A 21,245-nucleotide genomic window follows, 5' to 3' on the forward strand; every position below is an offset into this window, starting at 1 on the left:
AGTACAGACGTTACTGCTCGTCACCGACAATGTCCGCGAAGGCACGGGCCGTCGAACGGGCCAGCGTGTACGCCTGGCGCGCCCAGCCGACATCCGCTCCGGCCAACCCGCACACCGGCGTGATGACCATACGCTCCGCCATCTCCCTCGGATCCTGGTCCAGGCGGCGGCACAGGCCGACGACCCGCTGGGCCAGCTCGCGCTCGGCCGGCGGCGTGTTCGGCGGGGTCGACGGCACCACGCCAGGCCACAGCGCCAATCCCGCATCGACGGTCTCGGTCAGCTCCTTCATGTCGTCACGGTTGAGCAGGTCGACGTCCAGCGCCACACCGACCGCGCCCGCACGCTGGAGCAGCGCCGTCGGCACCCGGCGAGCGCAACAGTGCACGACGACGGGCACGTCGGAGCCAGCGGCCTCGATCACGCTCCTGAGCAGCGATTCGGCCTCGCTCTCGTCGACCGCTCGCAGCCGGCCGTACCCGCTGACCGTCGGAATCTCCCCTGCGAGCACCGCCGGCAAGCTCGGCTCGTCCAGCTGCATCACGACGGACGCCTCCGGCACCCGCCGCGCGACGTCGGCGACGTGCTCGGCCACCCCTTCCGCGAGCGACTCCGCGAGGTCGCGGCGTGCCCCGTGGTCGGCGATGGCGCGCTCGCCACGAGCACGTTCCAGTGTTGCGGCGAGTGTCAGCGGACCCACGATCTGGATCTTCAGTGGCCCCGTGTACCCGTAGGCGGCGAACTGCATCGCTTCGAGATCGGCGTGCAAATCCGAGCGTGCCCGGCGCTCGTCGATGCTCTCGCCCTCGATCAGCCGCCACCCGGACGGTTGAAGATCGACGTGCAATTCTTTCAGGAATGTGGCACCGCGCCCGGTCATGTCCGAGCCCGCTCCGCGTCGGGGCAGCTCCGGCACGTGCGGAAAGTCCGGAAGCTCACCGACGACGACGCGGGTGGCCTCGTCTCGATCCACGTATGGCAGCGACCCCATGCCGGTCGCGACAGCTGGCTTCCACGGATATGTCACGCCCATCGAGCCTACGTGACGGTGCACGGCAGTAGTGTCGTAGTGACAAGAGACAAAAGGGGGACGATCACATGTCCGAGTCCGCGATCCAGCTACGCGGGCTGACGAAGACCTTCGATGCCGTCGAGGCAGTACGCGGTATCGATCTCGATGTGGGCGAGGGCGAGTTGTTCGGCTTTCTCGGGCCCAACGGAGCCGGGAAGAGCACCACCATCAACATCTTGTGCACACTCACCAAAGCCACCTCGGGATCGGCCGTCGTAGCCGGGCACGACGTCAGCGTCGAGCGTGCCGCGGTACGCGGCCGCATCGGTCTGGTCTTCCAGGAGCCCACACTGGACACGTATCTCACGGCCGAGCAGAACTTGCACTTTCACGGCGAGCTCTACGGCGTCCCACGGGCCCGGCTGCGCGAGCGCATGGACGACGTCCTGACCATGGTCGGGCTCTCTGAACGCCGCAAGGATCTGGTACAGACCTTCTCTGGCGGCATGCGCCGCCGGCTCGAAATCGCCCGGGGTCTGCTGCATTTTCCAAAGGTGCTGTTTCTCGACGAGCCCACCATCGGCCTGGACCCGCAGACCCGCGCCGCCATCTGGGATTACGTCGGCAAGCTACGGCAGACTGAAGACATCACGATCTTCGTCACCACGCATTACATGGAGGAAGCCGAGTACTGCGACCGGATCGCGATCATCGACGGCGGCGAGATCGTCGCCATCGACACACCGGAAGCCCTGAAGGGCACCATCGGCGCCGACCGGGTACAGATTCACACCAACGACGACGACGCGGCCATCGCCCAGCTCGGTGACCGGCTCGGAGTCGACGCCGCAGTGCACGAAGGCATGGTCACCTTTGCCGTCCCCCAGGGTGCGCAGTTCGTGCCACGGCTCTTCGCCGCGCTGAATGTCGAGATCAACACGGTAACGATCACCCGGCCGAGTCTCGACGACGTGTTCATGGCCTACACCGGCCGCACCATCCGCGATGCCGAGGAAAGTGGCGGCTCGCAGCACCCGTTTCGTCTCATGGCAGGTAAGAGATGACCACACGCACCGACACACCCGCCGTCCCGATCGTGCCCGTCGCTGCTGGCCCGGCGCACGAGCTGCGTTCGGCCATGATGGTCTGGCGGCGGGAGATGGTCCGGTTCCGGCACGACCGCGCCCGCATGATCGTGATGTTGCTGCAGCCCTTGCTGTTCCTGTTCGTCATGGGGACCGGGCTGAGCAGCATCGTCGAAACCGGCGGCGACGTCGATTTCCGGACCTTCCTGTTCCCCGGCGTATTGGCGATGTCGGTGCTTTTCAGCGCCGCGTTCGCCGGAGTTTCCCTGGTGTGGGATCGCGAATTCGGGTTCTTGCGCGAGATGCTCGTCGCGCCGGTCAGCAAGTTCGCCATCATCGGCGGGAAATGCCTGGGTGGTTCCACGGTGGCCACCCTGCAGAGCGTCGTCCTGCTCGCGTTGGCCGGGCTCGTCGGCGTTCCCTACAACCCCATGCTCATGATCCAGCTTCTGGGCCTGCTGTTCGTGGGCGCGTTCATGCTGACCGCGCTGGGAGTGCTGCTGTCCGCCCGGATCAAGCAGATTCAGACCGCGATGCCAACGAGCCAGCTCATCATCATGCCGATGATGTTCCTCTCCGGTGCGCTGTTCCCGATGGCGAACCTCCCGGACTGGCTGGCCGTGCTCACCAAGCTCAATCCGCTCACCTACGTGGTCCAGCCCATGCGCGCGGCCATCTTCGACCACATGGACGTTCCGGACGGCGCCCGCGAGCTGCTCGACCCCAGCATCACGTGGTTCGGAGCCACCATACCCGTCGGCGTGCAGATTCTGGTGGCCGCCGGCTTCGCCGTCGCCGTCCTCACGGCCGGCGTGCTGGCCTTCAAGCGCACCGATTGAGCACGCCATCCCGACGTCATGCCGGCCGCCGCCAGCCCGGCGCCGGCCGGCATCCGCACCCCAGCGGGCAGGCACCTACTTCGATGCCCAGGCGTGCGTTTATAGCCCGTGACGGCGTCTTTCCCGCACGTCTGGACATCGACGTTCAGATCGGGCCACCGTCCATGCGCCGCTGGTTCCCGACACCGCCGGTCAGCCGAGATGCGTGCGCAACCAGGCAACGGCCTGCCGGTCCACTTCTGCCGCATACCGCGTCTGTGGTGCCGGTTCGACGCCGGGCTCTTCGGCCAGCGCGTGCCCCATACCTGCGATCTCGACCAGCTCGATCCGCTCGTCGTCGGCATAGAGCTCGCGCAGCTTCTCGCGCAGCGCCGCAGCCGGAACGCGAAATCCGTCCGCGTCGTCCTGCTCGCCGACGGCGAGCAGCACGGCAGGCTCACCTGCCTCGACGAACTCGGCCGCCCGGGCGACGACGTCTAGCCGCTCCGCGATACGGGACGACTCGTCAGACCACGTGTAGGTGAACCCGAACTGGCGAGCCATCGCGTCCACCGACTGGCGTAGTTGGATCAGCGGACTCACCAGGACGGCGGCGCTCGCCACCACGCGCTGTTCGAGGAGCACCTGCAGGGCAACCGCGGCCCCGATGGACCCACCCACCAGGCCGATCGGGCCCGCACCGAGATCGAATCGGGAACGCAGCGTGGCGAACGCGTCTGGAAACTCCTCCACAGCCTGCGAGACCACCGGACCTTGCAGGTTGAGCACCGCGTCCTCGTAGCCGAGCCGCATCAGCTCGTCAACCCCTCCCTCAGGAAGGCGCGACCCGCTCAGTGGCAGGCCCATATAGATCCGCCACGCGTCGAGGTCGTTCATCGGCAGCGCCGCGGCGAACGCGGCCTCGGTTCGTGGAGCATCCATCATGTGCCAGGCCACCACCGCGGGGGCCGAGGGCCTCGGTCCTCCGGCGGGAGGGACGGCGATGAAGGGAACTCCGGCGGCTACGCCGGACACGGCCTCGTTGGTGGCAGGTTCATTGGCGGGTTCATTGGTGGCAGGCATCGGGTGCCCCTCTCGCGAGTTGTACACCGTTCAATTATTGGACAGTGTACAGTTTAACCATGGGAGATACCAGAGCTCCAGGCCAGCGAGCCGGCCTCACCCGGGACGCGATCTTGCGATGCGCCCGCGACGTACTCTCCGAACAGGGCATCGATGGGCTGACAATGCGCTCGGTGGCCCGTCGCCTCGGCGTCGCACCCAATTCCCTCTACAGCCACGTGGCCGGAAAGGACACGCTCGTCGACGACCTCCTCGACGACGTTCTCGGAGAGGTGGCCGAACCGAGGACCACCGAGCCAGCCGCGGGACTGCGCCAGATCATGACGTCGACCTACGAGGTCCTGCTGCGCCACCCAGATCTCGTGCCGCTGTATCTGGCCCGGCAGGGCAGCCGGGGCGGCAACGCGCAGCGCCTGGGGGAGATCATGCTGGATTTGCTCGACGCTGCGGGCATCGCCGGACCCGAAGCTCAGGAAGCTCGCCGCGTTCTCATCGTCTACACGATCGGCTTCGCCGCCATGACCACTGGATCCACCTCCGATGCGGCCACGTCGTTACTGTCGCGCGACGTGCTCGCCGCCAACTTCACGACGGGCCTCGACTGGCTCCTGGAGGGGATCCTGGCAACATCCGACAACCAGTTGCCGCCACACTCACTCTGATCAGCCATTGATGCCGTGTTCACCATCTGGAACTGTGGCGCTGAACGTGACGACTCGGGGGATGGACGTTCCGGCTCGACCCTGCTCGATGCCGCTGAAAACGGAGACCGCCCGCACCACGGAGCTCACCGGTTCAAGCCAGGTTCCAGGAGGATCGACATGGTCAAGATCCCATTTCACCGGCTCGTTTCCACGGTACTCGCCCCCGTCCTCGGCCTATCGCTGTCAGCGGCTGTGCCCGTGGGCGCCGGCGCTCATGGGCACGACCACGACGACGATCATGGTGGCGGGAGCGCTCACGTAACCTTCGGCACGACGCCGGACACCATCCGCGCCGGCCGGACCGTGCCGCTGCAGTTCACCGTCACCGGGGCCGACGGCACGATTTCTGCCACCGTCACCGCGCCCGACGGGCAGGGCACCGAACTCGATCTACGAGCCGGGCCACGCGATCGGTACATCACACTGGTGAGCACGGAGCGCGAGATGCCGGGCTACTACGAGGTGGCCGTCCGGGACGGTGGCGAGCCGATCGGCACGGTCGCCTTCCCCGCGTTCGGTGGCCCGCCCGGCAAGGGAGCCGACGTCACGCTCCTGCACGACACCCATTTCCACGGCGCGTTCCATCACGACGCGGACACCGGCGTCTCCGAGATCGCCCAATACATGGCGCTCGTCGAGGAACGCAAGGACGCCTTACCCCATGCACTGTTCACCGGCAACGGTGACGATATCGCCCCGTCCCTGCTCGCCGGCGTGTTCCACGGCGAGCACATGATCGAGGCACTCAACGCGTCTCCGTTGGATGTCGATACCTTCGGCAATCACGATTTCGACTTCGGCCCGGAGAACCTCCGCGAGCGGATCGCCGAAAGCGAATTCCCCTGGGTGACGGCCAATGTTCGCGACATCGACTCCGGAGAGCCATTCGCCGCGGACCTCGGCGTGGAGCCATTCATGCTCGTCGATGTTCAGGGGGTGGATGTCGGCATCACCGGGCTCGGTCCCGAGAACATGGCCGACGTCACGTCGCTGGGGCCGGACACCGAGCAGATTCCGGCCATCGACGCGATGGAAGAGGTCGTGCCCGACATGCGCGACGCCGGCGCCGACCTCGTCGTCGTCACTTCCCACCTGTGCGGCCCCGATGCCCGCGAGCTCGCTGCCACTGTGGACGGCATCGACGCCATTGTCGGTGATCACTGCGCCGAGGTGCTGGAACAACCCGAGATCATCAACGACACGCTCGTGTCGTTCGTCGGCGACGAGTTCGACCTTCTCGGCGAGCTGCGCATGCAAGTCGAGGACGGCGAGATCGTCGACCATCACTTCACCAGCCACGAGCTCCCACCCGACATCGCTCCCAGCCCGGAGGTCCAGCACATCGTCGACACCTGGGAAACCAAGCTCGACGAGGCGTTCGGCGAGGTCATCGGCTTCCGGCTGCACGAGTGGGATGTTCGAGCGGCCCAGGTCCGCAGCACGGAGACCGGCTTCGCGAACTACATCGCCGACACGATCCGCATGACGGTGGATGCAGACGTCGCACTGCAGAACGGCGGTGGCATCCGTAGCGATCGGGTCTTCCCCGCCGAGACGGACATCACGCGGCGCGATGTCATCGACGTTCTGCCGTTCCCGAACACGGTTGTCATGGTCGAGGTCGACGGTGCCACCATCCTCGAGGCGCTGGAACACGGCGTGAGCCGGGTCGAGGCCGGTGATGGCCGGTTCCCGCAGGTCAGCGGCATGCGCTATGTCTGGGACCCGGACGGGGAACCGCGGGATCCGGAGAACCCGGAGTCCCAGCCCGGCGAACGGATCGTCGACGTCACGATCGGCGGCGAACCACTCGACCCCGACGCGACGTACACGCTGGCCACGAACGACTTCCTGCTGGGCGGCGGGGACGGCTACGCGATGCTGGCCGATGGCGAGGTGCTCGTCGGACCCGGTGAGGGACGTTTGCTCTCCGAGGTGGTGACGGATCGCATCGTCTCCGAAGGGGAAGTCGAGTCCGAGACCGACGGCCGCATCTCCCGGGTCGAATAGCTGCACGAACGGTCGTGCTATTATGGCTCCATGGGCAAGGGTGCTGAGACCCGCCAGGAGATCCTCCGGCACGGCGTGACGAGCGCCTACCACGTCGGCCTCGCCGGGCTGACCATCGGCAAACTTGCCCTGCACACCGGGATGTCCAAGAGCGGCCTGTTCGCCCACTTCCAGTCGAAGGAGGGCCTGCAGCTCGAGGTGCTCGCGCAAGCGCGCGCCGACTTCATCGACACCGTGATCCGCCCTGCGCTCGCCGTTCCACGCGGCGAGCGCAGGGTCCGGGAACTCTTCGAGCGCTGGATCAACTGCGGCCTCCTCCGCCGGCCCGGTGGATGCCTGTTCGTCAAGGCCGCCACCGAACTCGACGAGCAGGAGGGGCCGGTGCGGGAACGCCTGTCCCAAGACCATCGCGATCTCCTCGACACGATCGCCCAGGTGTTCCGCACCGGCATCGCCGAAGGCGAATTCCGTGACGATGCCGATCCCCACCAGTTCGCGTACGAGCTGAACAGCATCATGCTCGGCTTCTACCATGCGCATCGCCTGCTTCGTGACGATGCCGCCGAACGGCGGGCACGGCGCGCCTTTGACGCGCTCCTCGACGCGGCCCGTGCGCAGCCCACCAAACCCGTCTCCACCGAACCCGTCAGCACACCCGACCCCGTCGCCACCCAACCCTCCAGCAGTTCCGGCGGCGACGACGCCCCGCCATCCTGATCCCCCACACCCATGCGAGGTCTTGCCATGTCGCCCAACTCGGCACGTCAGAAAAGCACGATCGTTCGTTCTTCTCATATGCGCATAGCGGTGCTGCGGGCAGCGTTCACCACCCTGGACCGGCTGAGCCCCGCACTCGCCAGCCGCTGGGCTCTGCGGATCTGGTGCACGCTGCCCTCCAATTCGGGCAGGCGCCAGGACAACCGGCCATATCCCGGACGGCTTTCCACGGTCCGGTTGCGCGATGGGCGCGAGGTCGCCGTGGAAACGTGGCTCCCGGTCGCCTCCGACGACAATGTCCCCGACCGCCCTGTACACGCACCCGCACCGCCCGTCCACGCCCCTACCCCGTCGGTCTCCACGTCAGGTCGGCCCGTTTACCTCGTTCACGGCTGGGGCGGCTGGCGGGGTCAGCTCGGCGCGTTCGTCGAGCCGTTGCTGCAGGCCGGGTACCGCGTAGTCGCGTTCGACGTGCCCAGTCACGGCGACTCGTCCCCGAGCGCGATCGGTCGCGGCCGCGCCACGGCTCTCGACTTCACCGACGCCCTGGCCGCCGTCGTCGCCGAACACGGCGAACCGGGCGGCATCGTAGCGCACTCCCTGGGGGCTGCGACCACCGTCCGCACGGTTCGTGACGGCCTGGGCACGCCTCGGATGGTGTTCGTCGCTCCGAGCCCGGATCCGATCGCCACGCTCTGGAAGCTGCAACAGGCTCTCGGCTACGGGCCTCGCACGCACGAGCGCCTGCTCGGGCGGCTGGAACGGCTGGCCGGGCGCCCCCTCGACGACTTCAATGCCTTTCTGGTGGATTCCGAGGACGCGGTGCCGCCGGCAATGATCGCTCACGATCGCCAGGACAAGGAGTCTCCCTACCAGGATGGCGTGCGGTTGGCGAGAACGTGGCCAGACGCCGAGCTGGTGACGACCAGCGACCTGGGACACCAGCGCATCCTGCTCGACGAAAGTGTGCTCAAGCTCGCCGTCGACTACCTCACCACCACACCCGCACCCCCAGATCCAGAATGATCATGTTTGGTACGTTTCCTCGGGCCGTAACACGTCTGCAGTCGTGTCATGGCCCGAGGAAACGTACCAAACATGATCATTCGGAAGCCGGTGGAGCGAATAGCGGGGCGGAGGACGGCAGGCCAAGACGCGCCAGCAGGTCCCGGACGCGGCGCTCGATCTCGTCCCGGATCGGCCGCACCCCGTCGACGTCCAGTCCCGCCGGATCGTCGAGCACCCAGTCTTCGTAGCGCTTCCCGGGAACCACGGGGCAGGCATCACCGCACCCCATGGTGACGACGACGTCGACGGCATGCAGCATCTCGTCGGTCCAGCGCGTCGGGGAGGCCTGCGAGATGTCGATGCCCCGCTCGGCCATGGCCTGCACCGCTGCCGGGTTCACGTGCTCGGCCGGCTCCGATCCGCCGGATAGGGCCATCGCCCGACCATCCGCCAGGTGTTCAAAGAAGCCCATGGCCATCTGCGAGCGCCCGGCGTTGTGCACGCACAGGAACAGTACCGCCGGCGTGCCGTCCGCATGGTCGGCCAGGTGCTCATGCACATCCCTCACCGTCCCTCACGTCCTTCCCCGGTCCCCTCATCCGCAGCACGCTGACCTCAACCGATACGGCGACGGCACCTCAAGCCTACGTTCTCGCACCGCGACATCGTGCGCACCCGTTCCCGTACAGACGCCCGGACCCCGGCGCCCCGGGCCGCACGCGGCCGCCCGTCACGCTCCGGCACCGCACCGTTACGCTGGACGCCGCATGGACGACGGCTTTTCCTGACTTTTCCTGGGGGCATCGGTGAACGACAGGCCCGTGAACGTTGGTCTCGTCGGAGCGGGACCGTGGGCTTCGATCCTGCACGCGCCCGTGTGGACGGGCGGTCCGGAAGCGACGCTGTCGGCCATCTGGGCGCGTCGCCCGGAAGCGGCATCCGAGCTCGCCGCCGAGTACGGCACGGAGGCGGTGCCGTCGTTCGAGGCATTACTGGAGCGCTCCGACGCGGTCGCCTTCGCGGTACCGCCGCAGGTCCAGTGGGAGCTCGCCGTCCGCGCCGCTCGCGCCGGCAAGCATCTGATTCTTGAGAAACCCATCGCCGATTCACTCGATCACGCACGGGAGCTGGCCTCCGCCGTCGACGAGTCCGGCGTGGGCTCGATGGTGATGTTCACCAGCCGGTTCGACCCGGGAGTGCGGACCTTCCTGGAGAAGGCGCAGGCCTTCGACACGGTGGGTGCCCGGGGTGCGGTGATCACGCCGGCTTTCCTCCGCGGGCCGTTCTCCAACTCCCCGTGGCGGCACGAGCGCGGCGCCCTCGTCGATGTCGGCCCGCACATCCTCGACATGCTCACGGCTGCTCTCGGCCCGGCGGCCCGGATCGGTGCCCGCTCGACCGATCGCGGCTGGTTCGGCCTGCATGTGGATCATGCGAGTGGCGCGGCGTCCGACGTGACGCTGAGCTGTCGCATCGGCCTGGAGCGGGGGCGGTTCGAGGTGGAATTGTTCGGCCCCGAGGGCGCACTCGCACTCGCTGCGGAAACGCGGGACGAGGCCGCGATGCGTGCCACCATGCGCACCGAGCTCGCCGGGATCGTCCAGGGCCAGACCCACCCCTGCGATGCCCGTCGCGGGCTCTACATTCAGGCGCTCGTCGACGCCGCGGAACGCTCTCTCGGTGACGGCTCTGTCCCGGTCGCTCCCGCCGAGCCGTAACCGGGCGATCGTCGTCACCTCTTTCCACCGGCGCGCCTGCGCACCTTGACCGGACGCGGCATCGTCAGACAGGCGAACACGCCACCGATCAGGACAATGGCCGGCATCAGGATGGCTGACCGAACGGCATCGGTGAATCCGTGCACGAAGGCCGCCTCTGCCGCGGCTCGGGCGTGCTCGGCAATATCAGCCGGCGCGGACTCGGGAAGGTCGAATTCGAGCCGGGCTGCCGCGTCGGCGGCGCCGCCAGCGCGGGTCACTCCGCCGCTGATCTGATCGACGAACTGTTCACGATACTCCACGGGGAGCTCGCCGGCCCGCGCGATCGCCTCGCGTCGCACCTCGGTCGCCAGGCGCGCCTGCAACAGGACACCGACAGCGGCGCTCCCGACGACGCCTCCCACCTGGCGCAGCGTGTTGAACAGGCCGGAGCCACTGCCCACCAAAGGCGGGGGCAGGCTGAGTGTGCCGAGGGTGGCCAGCGGCGCGAAGATCGCTCCCATGCCGAGCCCGGCAAGGGTCAGCGGCAGGACGAGTGTCCACGGCGAGCTGTCGGCCCGGATCACCCAGGCGAGCAGCGCCAGCCCTGCCGAGTATCCGGTGAATCCCGCAGCTCCAAGCATCCGCCCGTCGACGCGCTCGGCGATCCGGCCGATGAACACCGACATGACCCCGGACGCGAACGCCATCGGAGCAGCGATCAATCCGGCGAGCAATGCCGGATACCCCCGAACGGTTTGCAGGTAGAGCATCAGTGGCAGCACCGCCCCGATCAACGCGAAACCCAGTGTCCAGTTCGCGAGGATGGACAGCGAATAGCTCCGGAACTCGAACAGCCGCAGGGGCAGCAGCGGCTCCCGATGGGTCCGGCGCTGCCACATCACGAAGGCAACCAGCAGGACGAGTCCTCCGCCGAGCAACCACCACACGGTGATCGGCCCGGCCACGCTCCCCCATTCGAAGCGCTCACCTTCCTGCAACCCGAAGATCACGGCGGCGAGACCGACCGTGAACAGGGCTATGCCTAGCGGATCAAAGCGCCGGCTGTGGCGGGGTTGCCAGTCCGGCACCAGCCGGACCGTCATCGCTATCGCTACGAGACCCACGGGGACGTTCACGTAGAAGATCCATTGCCAGCCCAAGCTGTCGACGAGGAGCCCGCCCAGCAACGGGCCGCTGACCGTCGCCACGCCAGCGGTTCCGCCCCAGGCTCCCATGGCCACACCGCGCCGTCCGGGCGGAAACAAATGATAGACGAAGGCCATGGTCTGCGGCATCATCGCGGCCGCCCCCAGTCCTTGGCCCGCCCGCGCCGCGATCAGCGGTTCGACGCTCGTCGCCAGACCGCACGCGAACGACGACGCGGTGAACAGGGCCAGCCCGGTGAGGAACACCCGCTTCGGTCCGTATCGATCACCAAGCCGGCCCGTCACCAGCAAGGGAACGGCCAGGGCCAGCAGGTACACGCTGTTGACCCAGATCATGTTCTCCAGGTTGGTCTGCAGCGCCACCAGCATCCGCGGGATCGCGATGTTGACGATGGTGGTGACCAACAAGATCATGAAGAATCCGAGACACAGCGCGCTCAACGCCAGCCACGCGCGCCTCGGCTGGAACTCCTCGTCCGGCGAATCAGCCGCCGACGGCCGATCCTGCAGATCGCCGTTCACGTTCCTGGCCCGAGTCACATCTCACTCCTGGTCGCGACCTTACTCGGCCGCAACGCACCTCCGCGCGCGCACCGCGGGATCCGGGGGTGTGGTGCGGACCACACGGTACGCGCCGGGTAACCTGCCTGACGTGGTCTCGTTACGCGTGGGCACGTACAACATCTTGAACGGACTCGCCGTCGCCTCCGGCCAGGTCCGGGATCGAGATCTTCATGCCGCGATCACCGCTCTCGACACGGACATCGTCGCTTTGCAGGAGGTCGACTACGGACAGCTCCGGAGTGGAAGGGCCGACCAGGCAGCCATCGCGGCCGACGCCGTCGGCGCCCGCTCCTGGAGGTTCGCTCCATCACTGATCGGAGATCCGTCTGGCCGGTGGGAGGCCGTCGACCTCCTCTCTTCACCGGACGAGCCGAGCTACGGGATCGCGCTCGTGTCCCGGATTCCCCTGCACAGTTGGCAAGCGCGCGCGTTTCCCGCCGCCTCGGTGCCGGTGCCGTTGAAGGTCGCCGGGCGCCGCGGCCTGACGCCGGTGAATGACCATCCACGGACCGTACTGGCAGCCGTCGCCGACACACCCGAGGGCTCGTTCACCGTCGCTGCCGCCCATCTGTCATTCGTCCCCGGATGGAACGTGCGCCAGCTCCGGGCTATTACCCGATGGCTCGCCACGATGCCCGCGCCACACGTGCTGCTCGGGGACCTGAACCTGCCCGGCAACGTTCCCGCTCGGGTCACCCGCTGGTTCCAGCTCGCCCGAACCCGGACGTATCCGTCCTGGAGGCCACGTGTCCAGTGGGATCACGCGCTGGCCAGCGCAGCGGTGACCGCTCACGCCACAACCACGCACCGGCTCGCCGTCAGTGACCACGCCGCGCTCACCGTCGACATCGACCTCGAACCCGGCACATGATCCCGAGTGCCCACTTCTTGGGTTTGCGGAACGTCCAGGAGGCTCTCACGGGCTCTGGACGTTCCGCAGACCCAAGAAGTGGGACGTACGAACCTGATCCCCGGCGTCACGAGCAGCGTCGTAGTGTCAGGCTTGGTGCAGCGGCACTTCGGTGTCGGTGAGCCGGGACGGGTCGACCGTGCGCCCGGACCGGACGAGACGCTCGCGGATTCGAGGCCAAAGGCACTTTCCTACAACACCTCCTCAAGAGAGGCAACCGTCGCGAGTGACCCACCCCGACTTCCGACGATCAAGAAACCCGAACCGGGGCCAGTATTTCTTCCGCCTGGTTAAGGACTTCAGTCTCGATATCCAGACCCGAGACCGCTACGTTGTCCTTGAGCTGCTTCTCATTCGACGCGCCGATGATGACACCAGAGATCACAGGATTACGCAGGCACCATGCCAGCGCGACCTGTGAAGGCTTATATCCTGCTTCTTTCACGAACGCACAGAACCTCTGCACCGTCGCCAGCAGGTAGTCATCGAAATAGCGCTCGAACATCCAGGTATTCGAGGACCTAGCCGCACGACTTCCGGGAGGAAGCTCTCCTCCCGGTGAATACTTCCCGACCAAGACTCCATGATCGAGTGGGGAGAAGGCCAGCACACCCATTCCAAGTCTTTCGCACTCTGGAAAGACGTGATCCTCTCCGGTTCTCCAGAGGAGGGAGTACCGGGGTTGATTGCTGACAGGTAGATCCCATCCTCGCTGCCTACATACGGCAACTGCACTCTTCAATTGACTCGCCGACCACTCCGAAACGCCCCAGTACATGATCTTTCCCTGTCTGATCAAGTCATTCATCGCTCCAATCGTCTCCTCGAGCGGCACTGTGGGATCGTAACGGTGACATTGGTAAAGGTCTATGTAGTCAAGACCGAGTCGCCGCAGCGAACCGTCAATCTGTGCCATGACGTGTTTTCGCGACAACCCTCTCTCCAGTGGCCCCTTGCCCATTGGAGAAAACACTTTGGTAGCAATCAAATAAGTATCTCTGGGGAGAACCGAAACCGCCTTGCCGAGAACTATTTCAGCTTCTCCCTCACGTCCCTCCGGGTATGTGTTCGCTGTGTCGAAAAGGTTGACTCCGAGATCGTACGCCAACCGTGTGCACTCGATGACCCGTTCTTCGTCATCTCGTCTAGCATGTGTCAGCCACGTGCCAAGCGAGACCTCCGAGACTTTGATACCCCACTGCCCCAGGCTCCGATATCTCATGACTTCCCTCCAGCGACATGGCTGCCGAAGCTAACGGCAGTTGAGATACTTCTCTACCTGCCGACACAGCCACGTTCGAGGAGGCGGTCTCCACCGCTTACTCTGTCACCCGGCGACAAGCCGCCTGCTCGAGCCGGGCGGCACTACGGATAGCATTCAGTGCATCCTCCGACCTCACGAGGAACGGCGCACCAGTGGTCACCGCGTCTAAGAAGTGATCGACTTCGGCTCGCAGAGCGCCCCCGATTTGCCCACGCACTGACGGCCACGCCGTGCAGTCCAGCTCATGGGCTCCGTTGGGCTCGTACAGCGTCACGCCGTCACCACTCCACGTCGCCTGCACCACGCCACCCTGACAGTGCACCTTCAAATCCCAACGAGCAGCCGCGCTGCTGGGCAGCGTCCAGCCTGTCACCATATTGAAGCCGATACCGCTGCTAAGTGAGCCAGTCGCAGAGAAGGTCGAACAGTCCGCCCCCGATTCGATTAGTTGCGCTCCGTCCACCTCATCCACGACACCTTCACCAATCCACTGGATGAGATCAATGTCATGGATGGCGAAGTGCCACAAGGGATTCGTCGTCTCAGCGACGCGTGCACCGATTGACTTCGGTCCCCATGTCGACGTGGTGATCATTACCGGCCTGCCGATAGTGGAGCCGGAAACCGCCTCGGCAACGCGCGTATAGCGGACGAAGAAGCGAGTGATGTGTCCCGTCATTACCCGGCTACCACGCGCACGCGCACGATGCAGAATGGCCTCCGCGTCGTCTACCGTCGTCGCCAGCGGCTTCTCGATCAGAACGTGCACTCCGGCCTTTATCAGGGTCTCTGCGGGCTTCCGGTGCGAGGAATCGGGAGTTGCAATGACCGCCACGTCCGGCTCGATCTCGTCAATCGCCTCTGAGAGTTCGACGAACCCTTTCACTCCGAGCTCGGCACCAAGAGTTGAAGCCGCACTCGTGGAGCTGTCGACCACGCCATGCAGGTCAGCCATCGTAGAATCGCGAATCGCACGTGCATGAAGCGACCCCATAAAGCCAGCTCCGACAACCAGCGCCTTCATATATTTCCTCCATCACCGCCAACAGCACGTCAGGGCTCGAACAGGCGCACAATCACCAGGCAGTCCAACCACCGTCGACGACGATTTCGGCCCCGGTAACGAAACTCGCTTCCGTGGAGAGCAGGAAATTGATGACACCGGCGATTTCCTCGGGACATCCCATACGGCCCATAGGTGTCGCGTCGCTCAGGCGATCAATACCATCTTGATCCAACTTCCCTACGTCGATCATTCCCGGAGAGACGGTGTTCACGCGCACCCCCATCTGTGCTGCCGCCACGGCCAGTTCCTTGGACAGCATCCGCAAGCCCCCTTTAGATGCCGCATACGACACGTCACGAACCGGCCCGTAAGAAGTTCTCGCAGGAAGACGATCGTCATAGTATCTGTTGTTGAGAGCGACCTTGCCATACACCGAAGCGACGTTCACAATCGAGCCACCCTGCCCTTCACCGACTCGCCGGATCACCTCGAACGACAAGAATGCCGCCGATTCGAGATTGAGGACCATATTTTCGCGCCATGCTTCGACATCTTGAGAAAGCAAGGGAGAAATATTCGAATCGCCAACATTGTTGACCAGACCGTACAACCGCTCCCTCGTTGCTTCTGTGGCCAACAACACGTCTTCTCTTCCCTCGATCGTCGCAACATCAGCAGAGACCGGGTAAGCTGACCCGCCAATTCCTCCGATCCATTCCGCCGTTTCGTCCAACGGACCTTTATTGCGACCCACGAGGACGCACGAAAAACCTGAGCGAGCGAGTCGCACCGCCGTTGCGCGCCCGATACCACTGCCCGCGCCAGTTACAATTACCAAGCGATTCTCACCAGGATCCACGCGACTCCTCCACAGGGAGACAATACTGGCCAGCCATACATCTAAAGATCACGCGAGTGGCGATGTGCCACAATAGAAAATTCCGCCCGGACAAAAACAACGGATATGGGAATTAAGTGCGCCTAATTACTTTGATGATAGTATACGCATGCCGTCCGGCCGCGGCAACTCGCTGGCAGGATCGTGAATAATTCCGGACTACCGATTCCAAGGATGTCCACTATCGAGAGAGGATCTCCATGGTCACCAGATCGACCATCCTCCATCGACAATCCAGTCAGCACCGGTAACAAACGATGCCTCGTCGGACGCTAGAAATTCGACCACCGATGCTATCTCGTCCGGCCTTCCCATTCTCTTCAAGGGAGTTCCATGCGCAAAGCGATCTACTTGGAAATCAGGCCAACGCCGTTCCGGGTTCTTGATCATTCCCGGTGAGACCGTGTTGACTCTAATGTTCCATTGGCCGGCTGCTACTGCAAGCTCCCGCGTAAGTGCCGCAAGGGCACCTTTCGAAGCATGATATGCCAATGAACGTCTCGGATTATCATCAGATGTACTCGACTGGAGTTCCTCATAGAACTGTTTATTCAACCCCAATAACCCATACACCGAGCCGATGTTGACGATGGCTCCGCGACGGTTCGACTTCATCAGCTCGATCGCCCATGAGGACAAGATGGCGGCGGCCACGACATTGATGTCGAGCTCAGCCCTCCATTGCTCATCCGTTTGATCGAACAGCGACATGGATGTGCATTGAGCAGCGCAATTCACCAATAATTCAAATCTGCCCGGGATTTCGTCAAGAGTCTTACGCAATACTTCGCGACCCACCGAAGTAGAGATATCACATTCTGCCATGATGATATCAGGTGCATTTCCAGGCTGACGGGATGCCGTATACCTAAGATCTTCGTCGTCAAGACCGGCAATGAGGCATCGCCAGCCGTTTCCGGCCAGTCGGAGCGTCGTTGCCCGCCCGATTCCACGTCCGCCACCCGTAATGACTGCGATCCTGTCGTTGGACTGCTCGGTCGACCGGTAGGCATCCATGACATCAACTGCCCCTTTGTTCGCTGGCCTCGGCCCGCAAGGATCCCGGCACGACAGCTCATGTGAGTTGCGTCCCACGTGCAGTCACACAGCGACCCCAGCCAGGATCGCTCCTGACCTGCACCAAATCCCTTCCGTGGATCAAGGACCAGTGCTCCCGCATCGATCATCATGCAACGATCGGGCTGTTCGCTACGGGGCTCGGTTTCACGCGCTCTGATACCAGCGGTGGTCCCCCTGATGTTCAAACTCATACCGCCCTGGGTCACGGAGTGCGGAACACCACCGAGAACTGTCTTGACGGCCGGGAGATCACATGTGGTGCAGCGGCACGTCGGTGTCGGTGAGCCGGGACGGATCGACCGTGCGCCCGGACCGGACGAGTTCTTCGACGGGGCCGATGCCTTCGTCCCAGAGGTTCACGTGCATCCCGGCACGCACCCGGCCACCGCTGAGCCAGAAGGCGTGAAACGCCCGCCCTTCGACGTCGCCGCGGAACACGACGTCGTCGTACGCTCCCGGCGGCGCATAGCCGATGTACTCCATGCCGAGGTCGTACTGGTCTGTGAAGAAGAACGGCAGCCGATCGTAGCTGACCTCGTGCCCGAGCATCGAGCGAGCGGCTGCCGGGCCGCTGTCCAGCGCGTTCGCCCAGTGCTCCACCCGAACCCGGTCACCGAGCACGGGATGGTCCACGCTAGCGATGTCGCCAGCGGCGTAGATGTCCTCGTCGGATGAGCGGAGCCCGGCGTCCACGAGCACGCCGCCGCCGTGGCCGTCGACGTCGAGGCCGGCCGCCTCGGCGAGATCGACCAGCGGGCGCGCTCCAATCCCGACGACGACGGTGTCGGCCATGATCTCGTCGCCGGTGTCGGTGCGCACCGCTACCACCCGGCCGTCGTCGCCGATCACCTCCTGCACGCTGCTTCCGAGCCGCAGGTCGACACCGTGCTCCCGATGGAGGTCGGCGAAGACGCGGGCGGCGTCATTGCCGAGGGCGCCCTGCAACGGAAGTTCGGCCGTCTCGACCAGTGTCACGTCGACGTCGGCCGTCCGGGCGGCCGCGGCGACCTCCAGGCCGATCCACCCACCACCGACGACGACCAGCCGGTGGGGCGGGTCGAGTATGTCGAGCAGGTGGTCGGCGTCGGCGAGTTCGCGGAGGTAATGGACGGATTCGAGCTCCACACCCGGAACGTCGAGGCGGCGCGGTGTGGACCCCGTGGCAAGCAGCAGCTTGTCGTAATGCACCCGCTCACCCCCGGCGATCTCGACCTCGTGATCGTCGCGATGCACGGCCGTGGCCGGTGTGGACAGCCGGAGGTCGACGTCGTGTTCGACGTACCACTGCTTCGGGTGCACGAACGCCTGGGCGCGCTCGTCGGTGCCGAGCAGGTAGCCCTTGGACAGCGGCGGGCGCTCGTAGGGAGGTTCGGCTTCTGCCGCGAGCAGGACGATGCGCCCCTCGAAACCTTCGTCGCGTAGCGTCTCGGCCGCCTTCGCCCCGGCCAGGCCGCCACCGACGATGACGACACTGGAGGTGGAATCCATGGTGCCGACCTTTGCCGAATGCTCCGGCCATGTCAACGAAAAGCCGGATCTTGGCTTGTGCGCAGGAACATCACCGGCACCCGCGGCCGTGGTTACCGCGTCTCCGGCGCCACGTTCAGCAGACCGTCGGCGGTCTCGACGACGCGTACCCCGAACGGCTCGCTGACCGTGCTCAATGTCGATGCCAGCCAGGTCACGTCCGCATCCGGGGCGCGTTCCAGGCGCATCGTGCGCGTTCGCATCGGCACGATCCGCAGTCTCGCCAGCTCGCCGCTTTCCGGGCGCACGGACGCGAGGTACATCGCCCGGAGATCGTCCCGATAGCGTTCACCACCGGATATGCCCTCGTAGTCGTTGATTAGGTCGCCACATCCGTACAGGATCAGCTTGCCCCGATACATCTCGATCGGCCGGGCATGGTGTGACGAGTGCCCGTGGACGACGTCGACTCCCGCCTCGTCGATCAACTGGTGAGCGAAGGAGCGCTGCGCGCGCGGGATGTCGTACCCCCAGTTCGACCCCCAGTGGATCGATGCGACCACGATGTCGCCTGGCCGGGTCACGTCGGCGATCCGGGCAGCCAGCGAGGCAGCGCCCTCGGGCGTGAGATCCACGAGATCGACGCCCCGCCGCCGCGGACCCGCGGCCCAGTCGGTGGGGATGCCGCTGGAGACCGAACCGAGCCCGAGAACGACGACGCGCCCGCCATGCCCGATGTCGATCACGGCCGGGCGCCGCGCCCCGTCCTCGTCGCGCCCTGCCCCGATCCCCCGCAGTCCCGCGCGTTCCAGCACGTCGAGTGTCTCGTCGAGCCCGTCGGGGCCGAAGTCCATGACGTGGTTGTTCGCGAGGACGCACGCGTCCGGTGCGGCGACGCGCAGGCTGGCGATGTTGTCCGGGCTCATCCGGTAGTGCACGGCCTTGCCCGGATCGAACGTCGGGGAGCGGGTGATGCTCGTTTCGACGTTGACGATCCGCACGTCCGGAGCGAGCTCGTCGAGCGTAGGCACCGCGTCACCCCACGGCCAGGAGGGATCGACCGGGCGCGGGATCGGCCCGTTCATCGATTCGGCGAGCTCGACGTACGTACGGGCATCCTTGACGTGGTGCTCTCGCAGCTCCGGATCCCCGGGATGCGGCAAGATTTGATCGACACCGCGGCCCAGCATCACGTCGCCACTCAGGAACAGCTCGACGTTGGTGGTGACGCCGTCCGCTGCGTTCTTATCTACCTGCTCGGACATCGGAAAACGCGGAAGGTCTCGGACAGAAGTGAAGCTGGTACCCATCTCGCCCAACGGTACGCCGAGGCTCTCAGGCGCCTGGGCGAGTCGTGACGCATACGCGACATCTCACCGTCGAACACCCCATCCGGCTTGCCGAGTTCGCCCTCGGCACTCAGCCAGCCATTCGTGACCACGGTCTTCTGGCTTCCGCCGCGGAACGTCTGAGCACATCCATGTTCGGCACGGAGATGTATCCGACTCTTCTCAGCAAGTCCGCCGCGCTCAGGCACTCGATCGCTCGCTTCCGTCCTCTGGTCGGCGGCAACAAGCGACTCGCTTGGCTGAGTACGGCCGTCATGTGCGAGATCAACGTCACCCGCCGGCCACGGACTGCGCGCCCGCACGCGCACGATCGCTCGTTCCCGCACGGTCGCTCGTTCCCGCACGATCGATCGTGGCCGAGCCGATCACGCGCTCACCGTCGTACAAGACGATCGCCTGACCCGGCGCCACGCCTTCCTGTGCCACGTCGAACCAGACCGTGATCTCGTCGCCATGCACCTCGGCCCGGGCCGGAACCGCCTCGCCGTGCGCGCGGAACTGCGCGCCGCAGGTCACCACGCCCTCGGGCGCGGGACCGCACCAGCGCGTCGAGCTGCCCGCCACCTCGTCGACGGCCAGCTGCTCGCGGGGCCCCACCGTCACCGTGCGGTCAGTCGGTGAGATGTCCAGGACGTAGCGGCGCTTGCCGTCCGGCGCGGGAGTGCCGATGCCCAGCCCCTTGCGCTGACCGATAGTGAAGCCGAACGTGCCGTCGTGGGCGCCGAGCACCTCGCCGGACGTGTCGACAATCTCACCCGGCGCGTCCCCGAGCTGGTCGCGCAGGAACCCGGCCGTGTCACCGTTGGAGATGAAGCAGATGTCGTGGCTGTCGGGCTTGCGCGCCACGGCGAGCCCGCGCCGTTCGGCCTCCTCGCGAATGTCCGTCTTCGGCGTGTCACCCAGCGGGAACATCGCGTGCGCGAGCTGCTCGGCGGTCAGCACGCCGAGGACGTACGACTGGTCCTTGTCCGGGTCGACGGCACGGTGCAGCTCGCGACCATGCGAACCGTCGACGATTCGCGCGTAGTGGCCCGTACAGACCGCGTCGAACCCCAGCGCGAGGGCACGATCCAGCACCGCCGCGAACTTGATCTTCTCGTTGCAGCGCATACACGGATTCGGGGTACGTCCGGCAGCGTACTCGGCGACGAAGTCGTCGACGACGTCCTCGCGGAACCGCTCGGCGAGATCCCAGATGTAGAAGGGGATGCCGAGCACGTCCGCCGCGCGCCGCGCATCGCGCGAGTCCTCCACGGTGCAGCATCCACGCGCGCCGGAACGGAACGACTTCGGGTTCGACGACAGCGCCAGATGCACTCCGGTGACGTCGTGGCCGGCCTCGACCATGCGCGCGGCCGCGACCGCGGAATCGACGCCTCCGGACATCGCCGCCAGGATTCGCAT

General features: G+C 65.6%; 19 protein-coding genes and 1 pseudogene. 9 read left to right on the forward strand and 11 right to left on the reverse strand.

Annotated features, from left to right (window positions below):
- Window positions 1-10: 10 nt before the first annotated feature.
- Window positions 11-1,027 carry a uroporphyrinogen decarboxylase/cobalamine-independent methonine synthase family protein gene (locus DPM12_RS15265; protein ID WP_211659020.1) on the reverse strand — a complete coding sequence of 339 codons (1,017 nt, stop codon included), beginning with the start codon at window positions 1,025-1,027 and terminating at the stop codon, window positions 11-13.
- Between the two features lie 71 nt (window positions 1,028-1,098).
- Here DPM12_RS15265 and DPM12_RS15270 point away from each other — a divergent pair, with 71 nt between their 5' ends.
- A complete protein-coding gene (locus tag DPM12_RS15270; RefSeq protein WP_112259200.1) occupies window positions 1,099-2,076 on the forward strand; it encodes an ATP-binding cassette domain-containing protein in 978 nt (325 codons plus the stop codon).
- Complete coding sequence (locus DPM12_RS15275) at window positions 2,073-2,936, forward strand: ABC transporter permease (RefSeq protein ID WP_112259201.1); 864 nt, start codon at window positions 2,073-2,075, stop codon at window positions 2,934-2,936. Before DPM12_RS15270 ends, DPM12_RS15275 begins: the two co-directional genes overlap by 4 nt.
- A gap of 192 nt (window positions 2,937-3,128) precedes the next feature.
- Here DPM12_RS15275 and DPM12_RS15280 read toward each other — a convergent pair whose 3' ends face one another.
- The gene (locus tag DPM12_RS15280) at window positions 3,129-3,998 is read right to left on the reverse strand and encodes an alpha/beta hydrolase family protein (RefSeq protein ID WP_112259202.1); all 870 of its coding nucleotides are present in this window, start codon (window positions 3,996-3,998) and stop codon (window positions 3,129-3,131) included.
- A 59-nt stretch (window positions 3,999-4,057) separates the two neighbouring features.
- Between DPM12_RS15280 and DPM12_RS15285 the strand changes: the two genes are divergently transcribed.
- From DPM12_RS15285 to DPM12_RS15300, 4 genes are all read left to right on the forward strand, one after another.
- Window positions 4,058-4,660: a TetR/AcrR family transcriptional regulator gene (locus DPM12_RS15285; RefSeq protein ID WP_112259203.1), complete on the forward strand. Its 603-nt coding sequence runs from the start codon at window positions 4,058-4,060 to the stop codon at window positions 4,658-4,660.
- Between the two features lie 159 nt (window positions 4,661-4,819).
- Window positions 4,820-6,712, forward strand: a complete 1,893-nt coding sequence (locus tag DPM12_RS15290) for a 5'-nucleotidase C-terminal domain-containing protein (RefSeq protein WP_123788402.1) — start codon at window positions 4,820-4,822, stop codon at window positions 6,710-6,712.
- Between the two features lie 30 nt (window positions 6,713-6,742).
- Window positions 6,743-7,429 carry a TetR/AcrR family transcriptional regulator gene (locus tag DPM12_RS15295; protein ID WP_112259205.1) on the forward strand — a complete coding sequence of 229 codons (687 nt, stop codon included), beginning with the start codon at window positions 6,743-6,745 and terminating at the stop codon, window positions 7,427-7,429.
- Window positions 7,430-7,507: 78 nt separating this feature from the next.
- Entirely contained in the window at window positions 7,508-8,455 is a 948-nt protein-coding gene (locus DPM12_RS15300) for an alpha/beta fold hydrolase (protein WP_158542914.1), read from the forward strand.
- A 76-nt stretch (window positions 8,456-8,531) separates the two neighbouring features.
- On the opposite strand, the gene DPM12_RS15305 is transcribed toward DPM12_RS15300, so the two are convergent.
- A complete protein-coding gene (locus DPM12_RS15305; RefSeq protein ID WP_245951287.1) occupies window positions 8,532-9,005 on the reverse strand; it encodes an arsenate reductase ArsC in 474 nt (157 codons plus the stop codon).
- A 253-nt stretch (window positions 9,006-9,258) separates the two neighbouring features.
- Here DPM12_RS15305 and DPM12_RS15310 point away from each other — a divergent pair, with 253 nt between their 5' ends.
- On the forward strand, window positions 9,259-10,155 hold the full coding sequence (locus DPM12_RS15310; RefSeq protein ID WP_158542915.1) for a Gfo/Idh/MocA family protein: 897 nt from the start codon (window positions 9,259-9,261) through the stop codon (window positions 10,153-10,155).
- A 14-nt stretch (window positions 10,156-10,169) separates the two neighbouring features.
- Here the strand turns inward: DPM12_RS15310 and DPM12_RS15315 are convergent, their stop codons facing one another.
- Entirely contained in the window at window positions 10,170-11,843 is a 1,674-nt protein-coding gene (locus tag DPM12_RS15315) for a DHA2 family efflux MFS transporter permease subunit (RefSeq protein WP_211659021.1), read from the reverse strand.
- 112 nt (window positions 11,844-11,955) lie between these two features.
- Here DPM12_RS15315 and DPM12_RS15320 point away from each other — a divergent pair, with 112 nt between their 5' ends.
- Window positions 11,956-12,738, forward strand: coding sequence for an endonuclease/exonuclease/phosphatase family protein (locus DPM12_RS15320; RefSeq protein WP_158542916.1), 783 nt, complete (start codon window positions 11,956-11,958; stop codon window positions 12,736-12,738).
- Window positions 12,739-13,027: 289 nt separating this feature from the next.
- On the opposite strand, the gene DPM12_RS15325 is transcribed toward DPM12_RS15320, so the two are convergent.
- The 6 genes from DPM12_RS15325 to DPM12_RS15350 form a co-directional block, all read right to left on the reverse strand.
- The gene (locus DPM12_RS15325) at window positions 13,028-13,999 is read right to left on the reverse strand and encodes an aldo/keto reductase family protein (RefSeq protein ID WP_112259208.1); all 972 of its coding nucleotides are present in this window, start codon (window positions 13,997-13,999) and stop codon (window positions 13,028-13,030) included.
- A 97-nt stretch (window positions 14,000-14,096) separates the two neighbouring features.
- Window positions 14,097-15,065, reverse strand: a complete 969-nt coding sequence (locus tag DPM12_RS15330) for a Gfo/Idh/MocA family protein (RefSeq protein WP_112259209.1) — start codon at window positions 15,063-15,065, stop codon at window positions 14,097-14,099.
- A gap of 52 nt (window positions 15,066-15,117) precedes the next feature.
- The gene (locus DPM12_RS15335) at window positions 15,118-15,906 is read right to left on the reverse strand and encodes an SDR family NAD(P)-dependent oxidoreductase (RefSeq protein ID WP_112259210.1); all 789 of its coding nucleotides are present in this window, start codon (window positions 15,904-15,906) and stop codon (window positions 15,118-15,120) included.
- 243 nt (window positions 15,907-16,149) lie between these two features.
- Complete coding sequence (locus DPM12_RS15340) at window positions 16,150-16,962, reverse strand: SDR family NAD(P)-dependent oxidoreductase (RefSeq protein WP_112259211.1); 813 nt, start codon at window positions 16,960-16,962, stop codon at window positions 16,150-16,152.
- Between the two features lie 312 nt (window positions 16,963-17,274).
- Entirely contained in the window at window positions 17,275-18,513 is a 1,239-nt protein-coding gene (locus DPM12_RS15345; RefSeq protein WP_112259212.1) for an NAD(P)/FAD-dependent oxidoreductase, read from the reverse strand.
- A gap of 92 nt (window positions 18,514-18,605) precedes the next feature.
- The gene (locus DPM12_RS15350; RefSeq protein ID WP_112259213.1) at window positions 18,606-19,757 is read right to left on the reverse strand and encodes a CapA family protein; all 1,152 of its coding nucleotides are present in this window, start codon (window positions 19,755-19,757) and stop codon (window positions 18,606-18,608) included.
- A gap of 89 nt (window positions 19,758-19,846) precedes the next feature.
- On the opposite strand from DPM12_RS15350, the pseudogene DPM12_RS24325 reads away from it, so the two are divergent.
- Window positions 19,847-20,086, forward strand: a pseudogene (locus DPM12_RS24325) (Fic family protein); the annotation flags it as partial.
- Window positions 20,087-20,111: 25 nt separating this feature from the next.
- Here the strand turns inward: DPM12_RS24325 and mnmA are convergent.
- Complete coding sequence (gene mnmA / locus DPM12_RS15355) at window positions 20,112-21,245, reverse strand: tRNA 2-thiouridine(34) synthase MnmA (RefSeq protein ID WP_112259214.1); 1,134 nt, start codon at window positions 21,243-21,245, stop codon at window positions 20,112-20,114.

The sequence above is a fragment of the Phytoactinopolyspora halophila genome (assembly GCF_003287285.1).
GTDB lineage: Bacteria > Actinomycetota > Actinomycetes > Jiangellales > Jiangellaceae > Phytoactinopolyspora_A > Phytoactinopolyspora_A halophila.

Coding starts and splice junctions, on each gene's coding strand:
- DPM12_RS15330 (WP_112259209.1), bottom strand. CDS start 15,065: ATGAAGGCGCTGGTTGTCGGAGCTGGCTTTATGGGGTCGCTTCATGCA.
- DPM12_RS15300 (WP_158542914.1), top strand. CDS start 7,508: ATGCGCATAGCGGTGCTGCGGGCAGCGTTCACCACCCTGGACCGGCTG.
- DPM12_RS15280 (WP_112259202.1), bottom strand. CDS start 3,998: ATGCCTGCCACCAATGAACCCGCCAATGAACCTGCCACCAACGAGGCC.
- DPM12_RS15340 (WP_112259211.1), bottom strand. CDS start 16,962: ATGGATGCCTACCGGTCGACCGAGCAGTCCAACGACAGGATCGCAGTC.
- DPM12_RS15285 (WP_112259203.1), top strand. CDS start 4,058: ATGGGAGATACCAGAGCTCCAGGCCAGCGAGCCGGCCTCACCCGGGAC.
- DPM12_RS15270 (WP_112259200.1), top strand. CDS start 1,099: ATGTCCGAGTCCGCGATCCAGCTACGCGGGCTGACGAAGACCTTCGAT.
- DPM12_RS15275 (WP_112259201.1), top strand. CDS start 2,073: ATGACCACACGCACCGACACACCCGCCGTCCCGATCGTGCCCGTCGCT.
- DPM12_RS15350 (WP_112259213.1), bottom strand. CDS start 19,757: ATGTCCGAGCAGGTAGATAAGAACGCAGCGGACGGCGTCACCACCAAC.
- DPM12_RS15290 (WP_123788402.1), top strand. CDS start 4,820: ATGGTCAAGATCCCATTTCACCGGCTCGTTTCCACGGTACTCGCCCCC.
- mnmA (WP_112259214.1), bottom strand. CDS start 21,245: ATGCGAATCCTGGCGGCGATGTCCGGAGGCGTCGATTCCGCGGTCGCG.
- DPM12_RS15325 (WP_112259208.1), bottom strand. CDS start 13,999: ATGAGATATCGGAGCCTGGGGCAGTGGGGTATCAAAGTCTCGGAGGTC.
- DPM12_RS15295 (WP_112259205.1), top strand. CDS start 6,743: ATGGGCAAGGGTGCTGAGACCCGCCAGGAGATCCTCCGGCACGGCGTG.
- DPM12_RS15345 (WP_112259212.1), bottom strand. CDS start 18,513: ATGGATTCCACCTCCAGTGTCGTCATCGTCGGTGGCGGCCTGGCCGGG.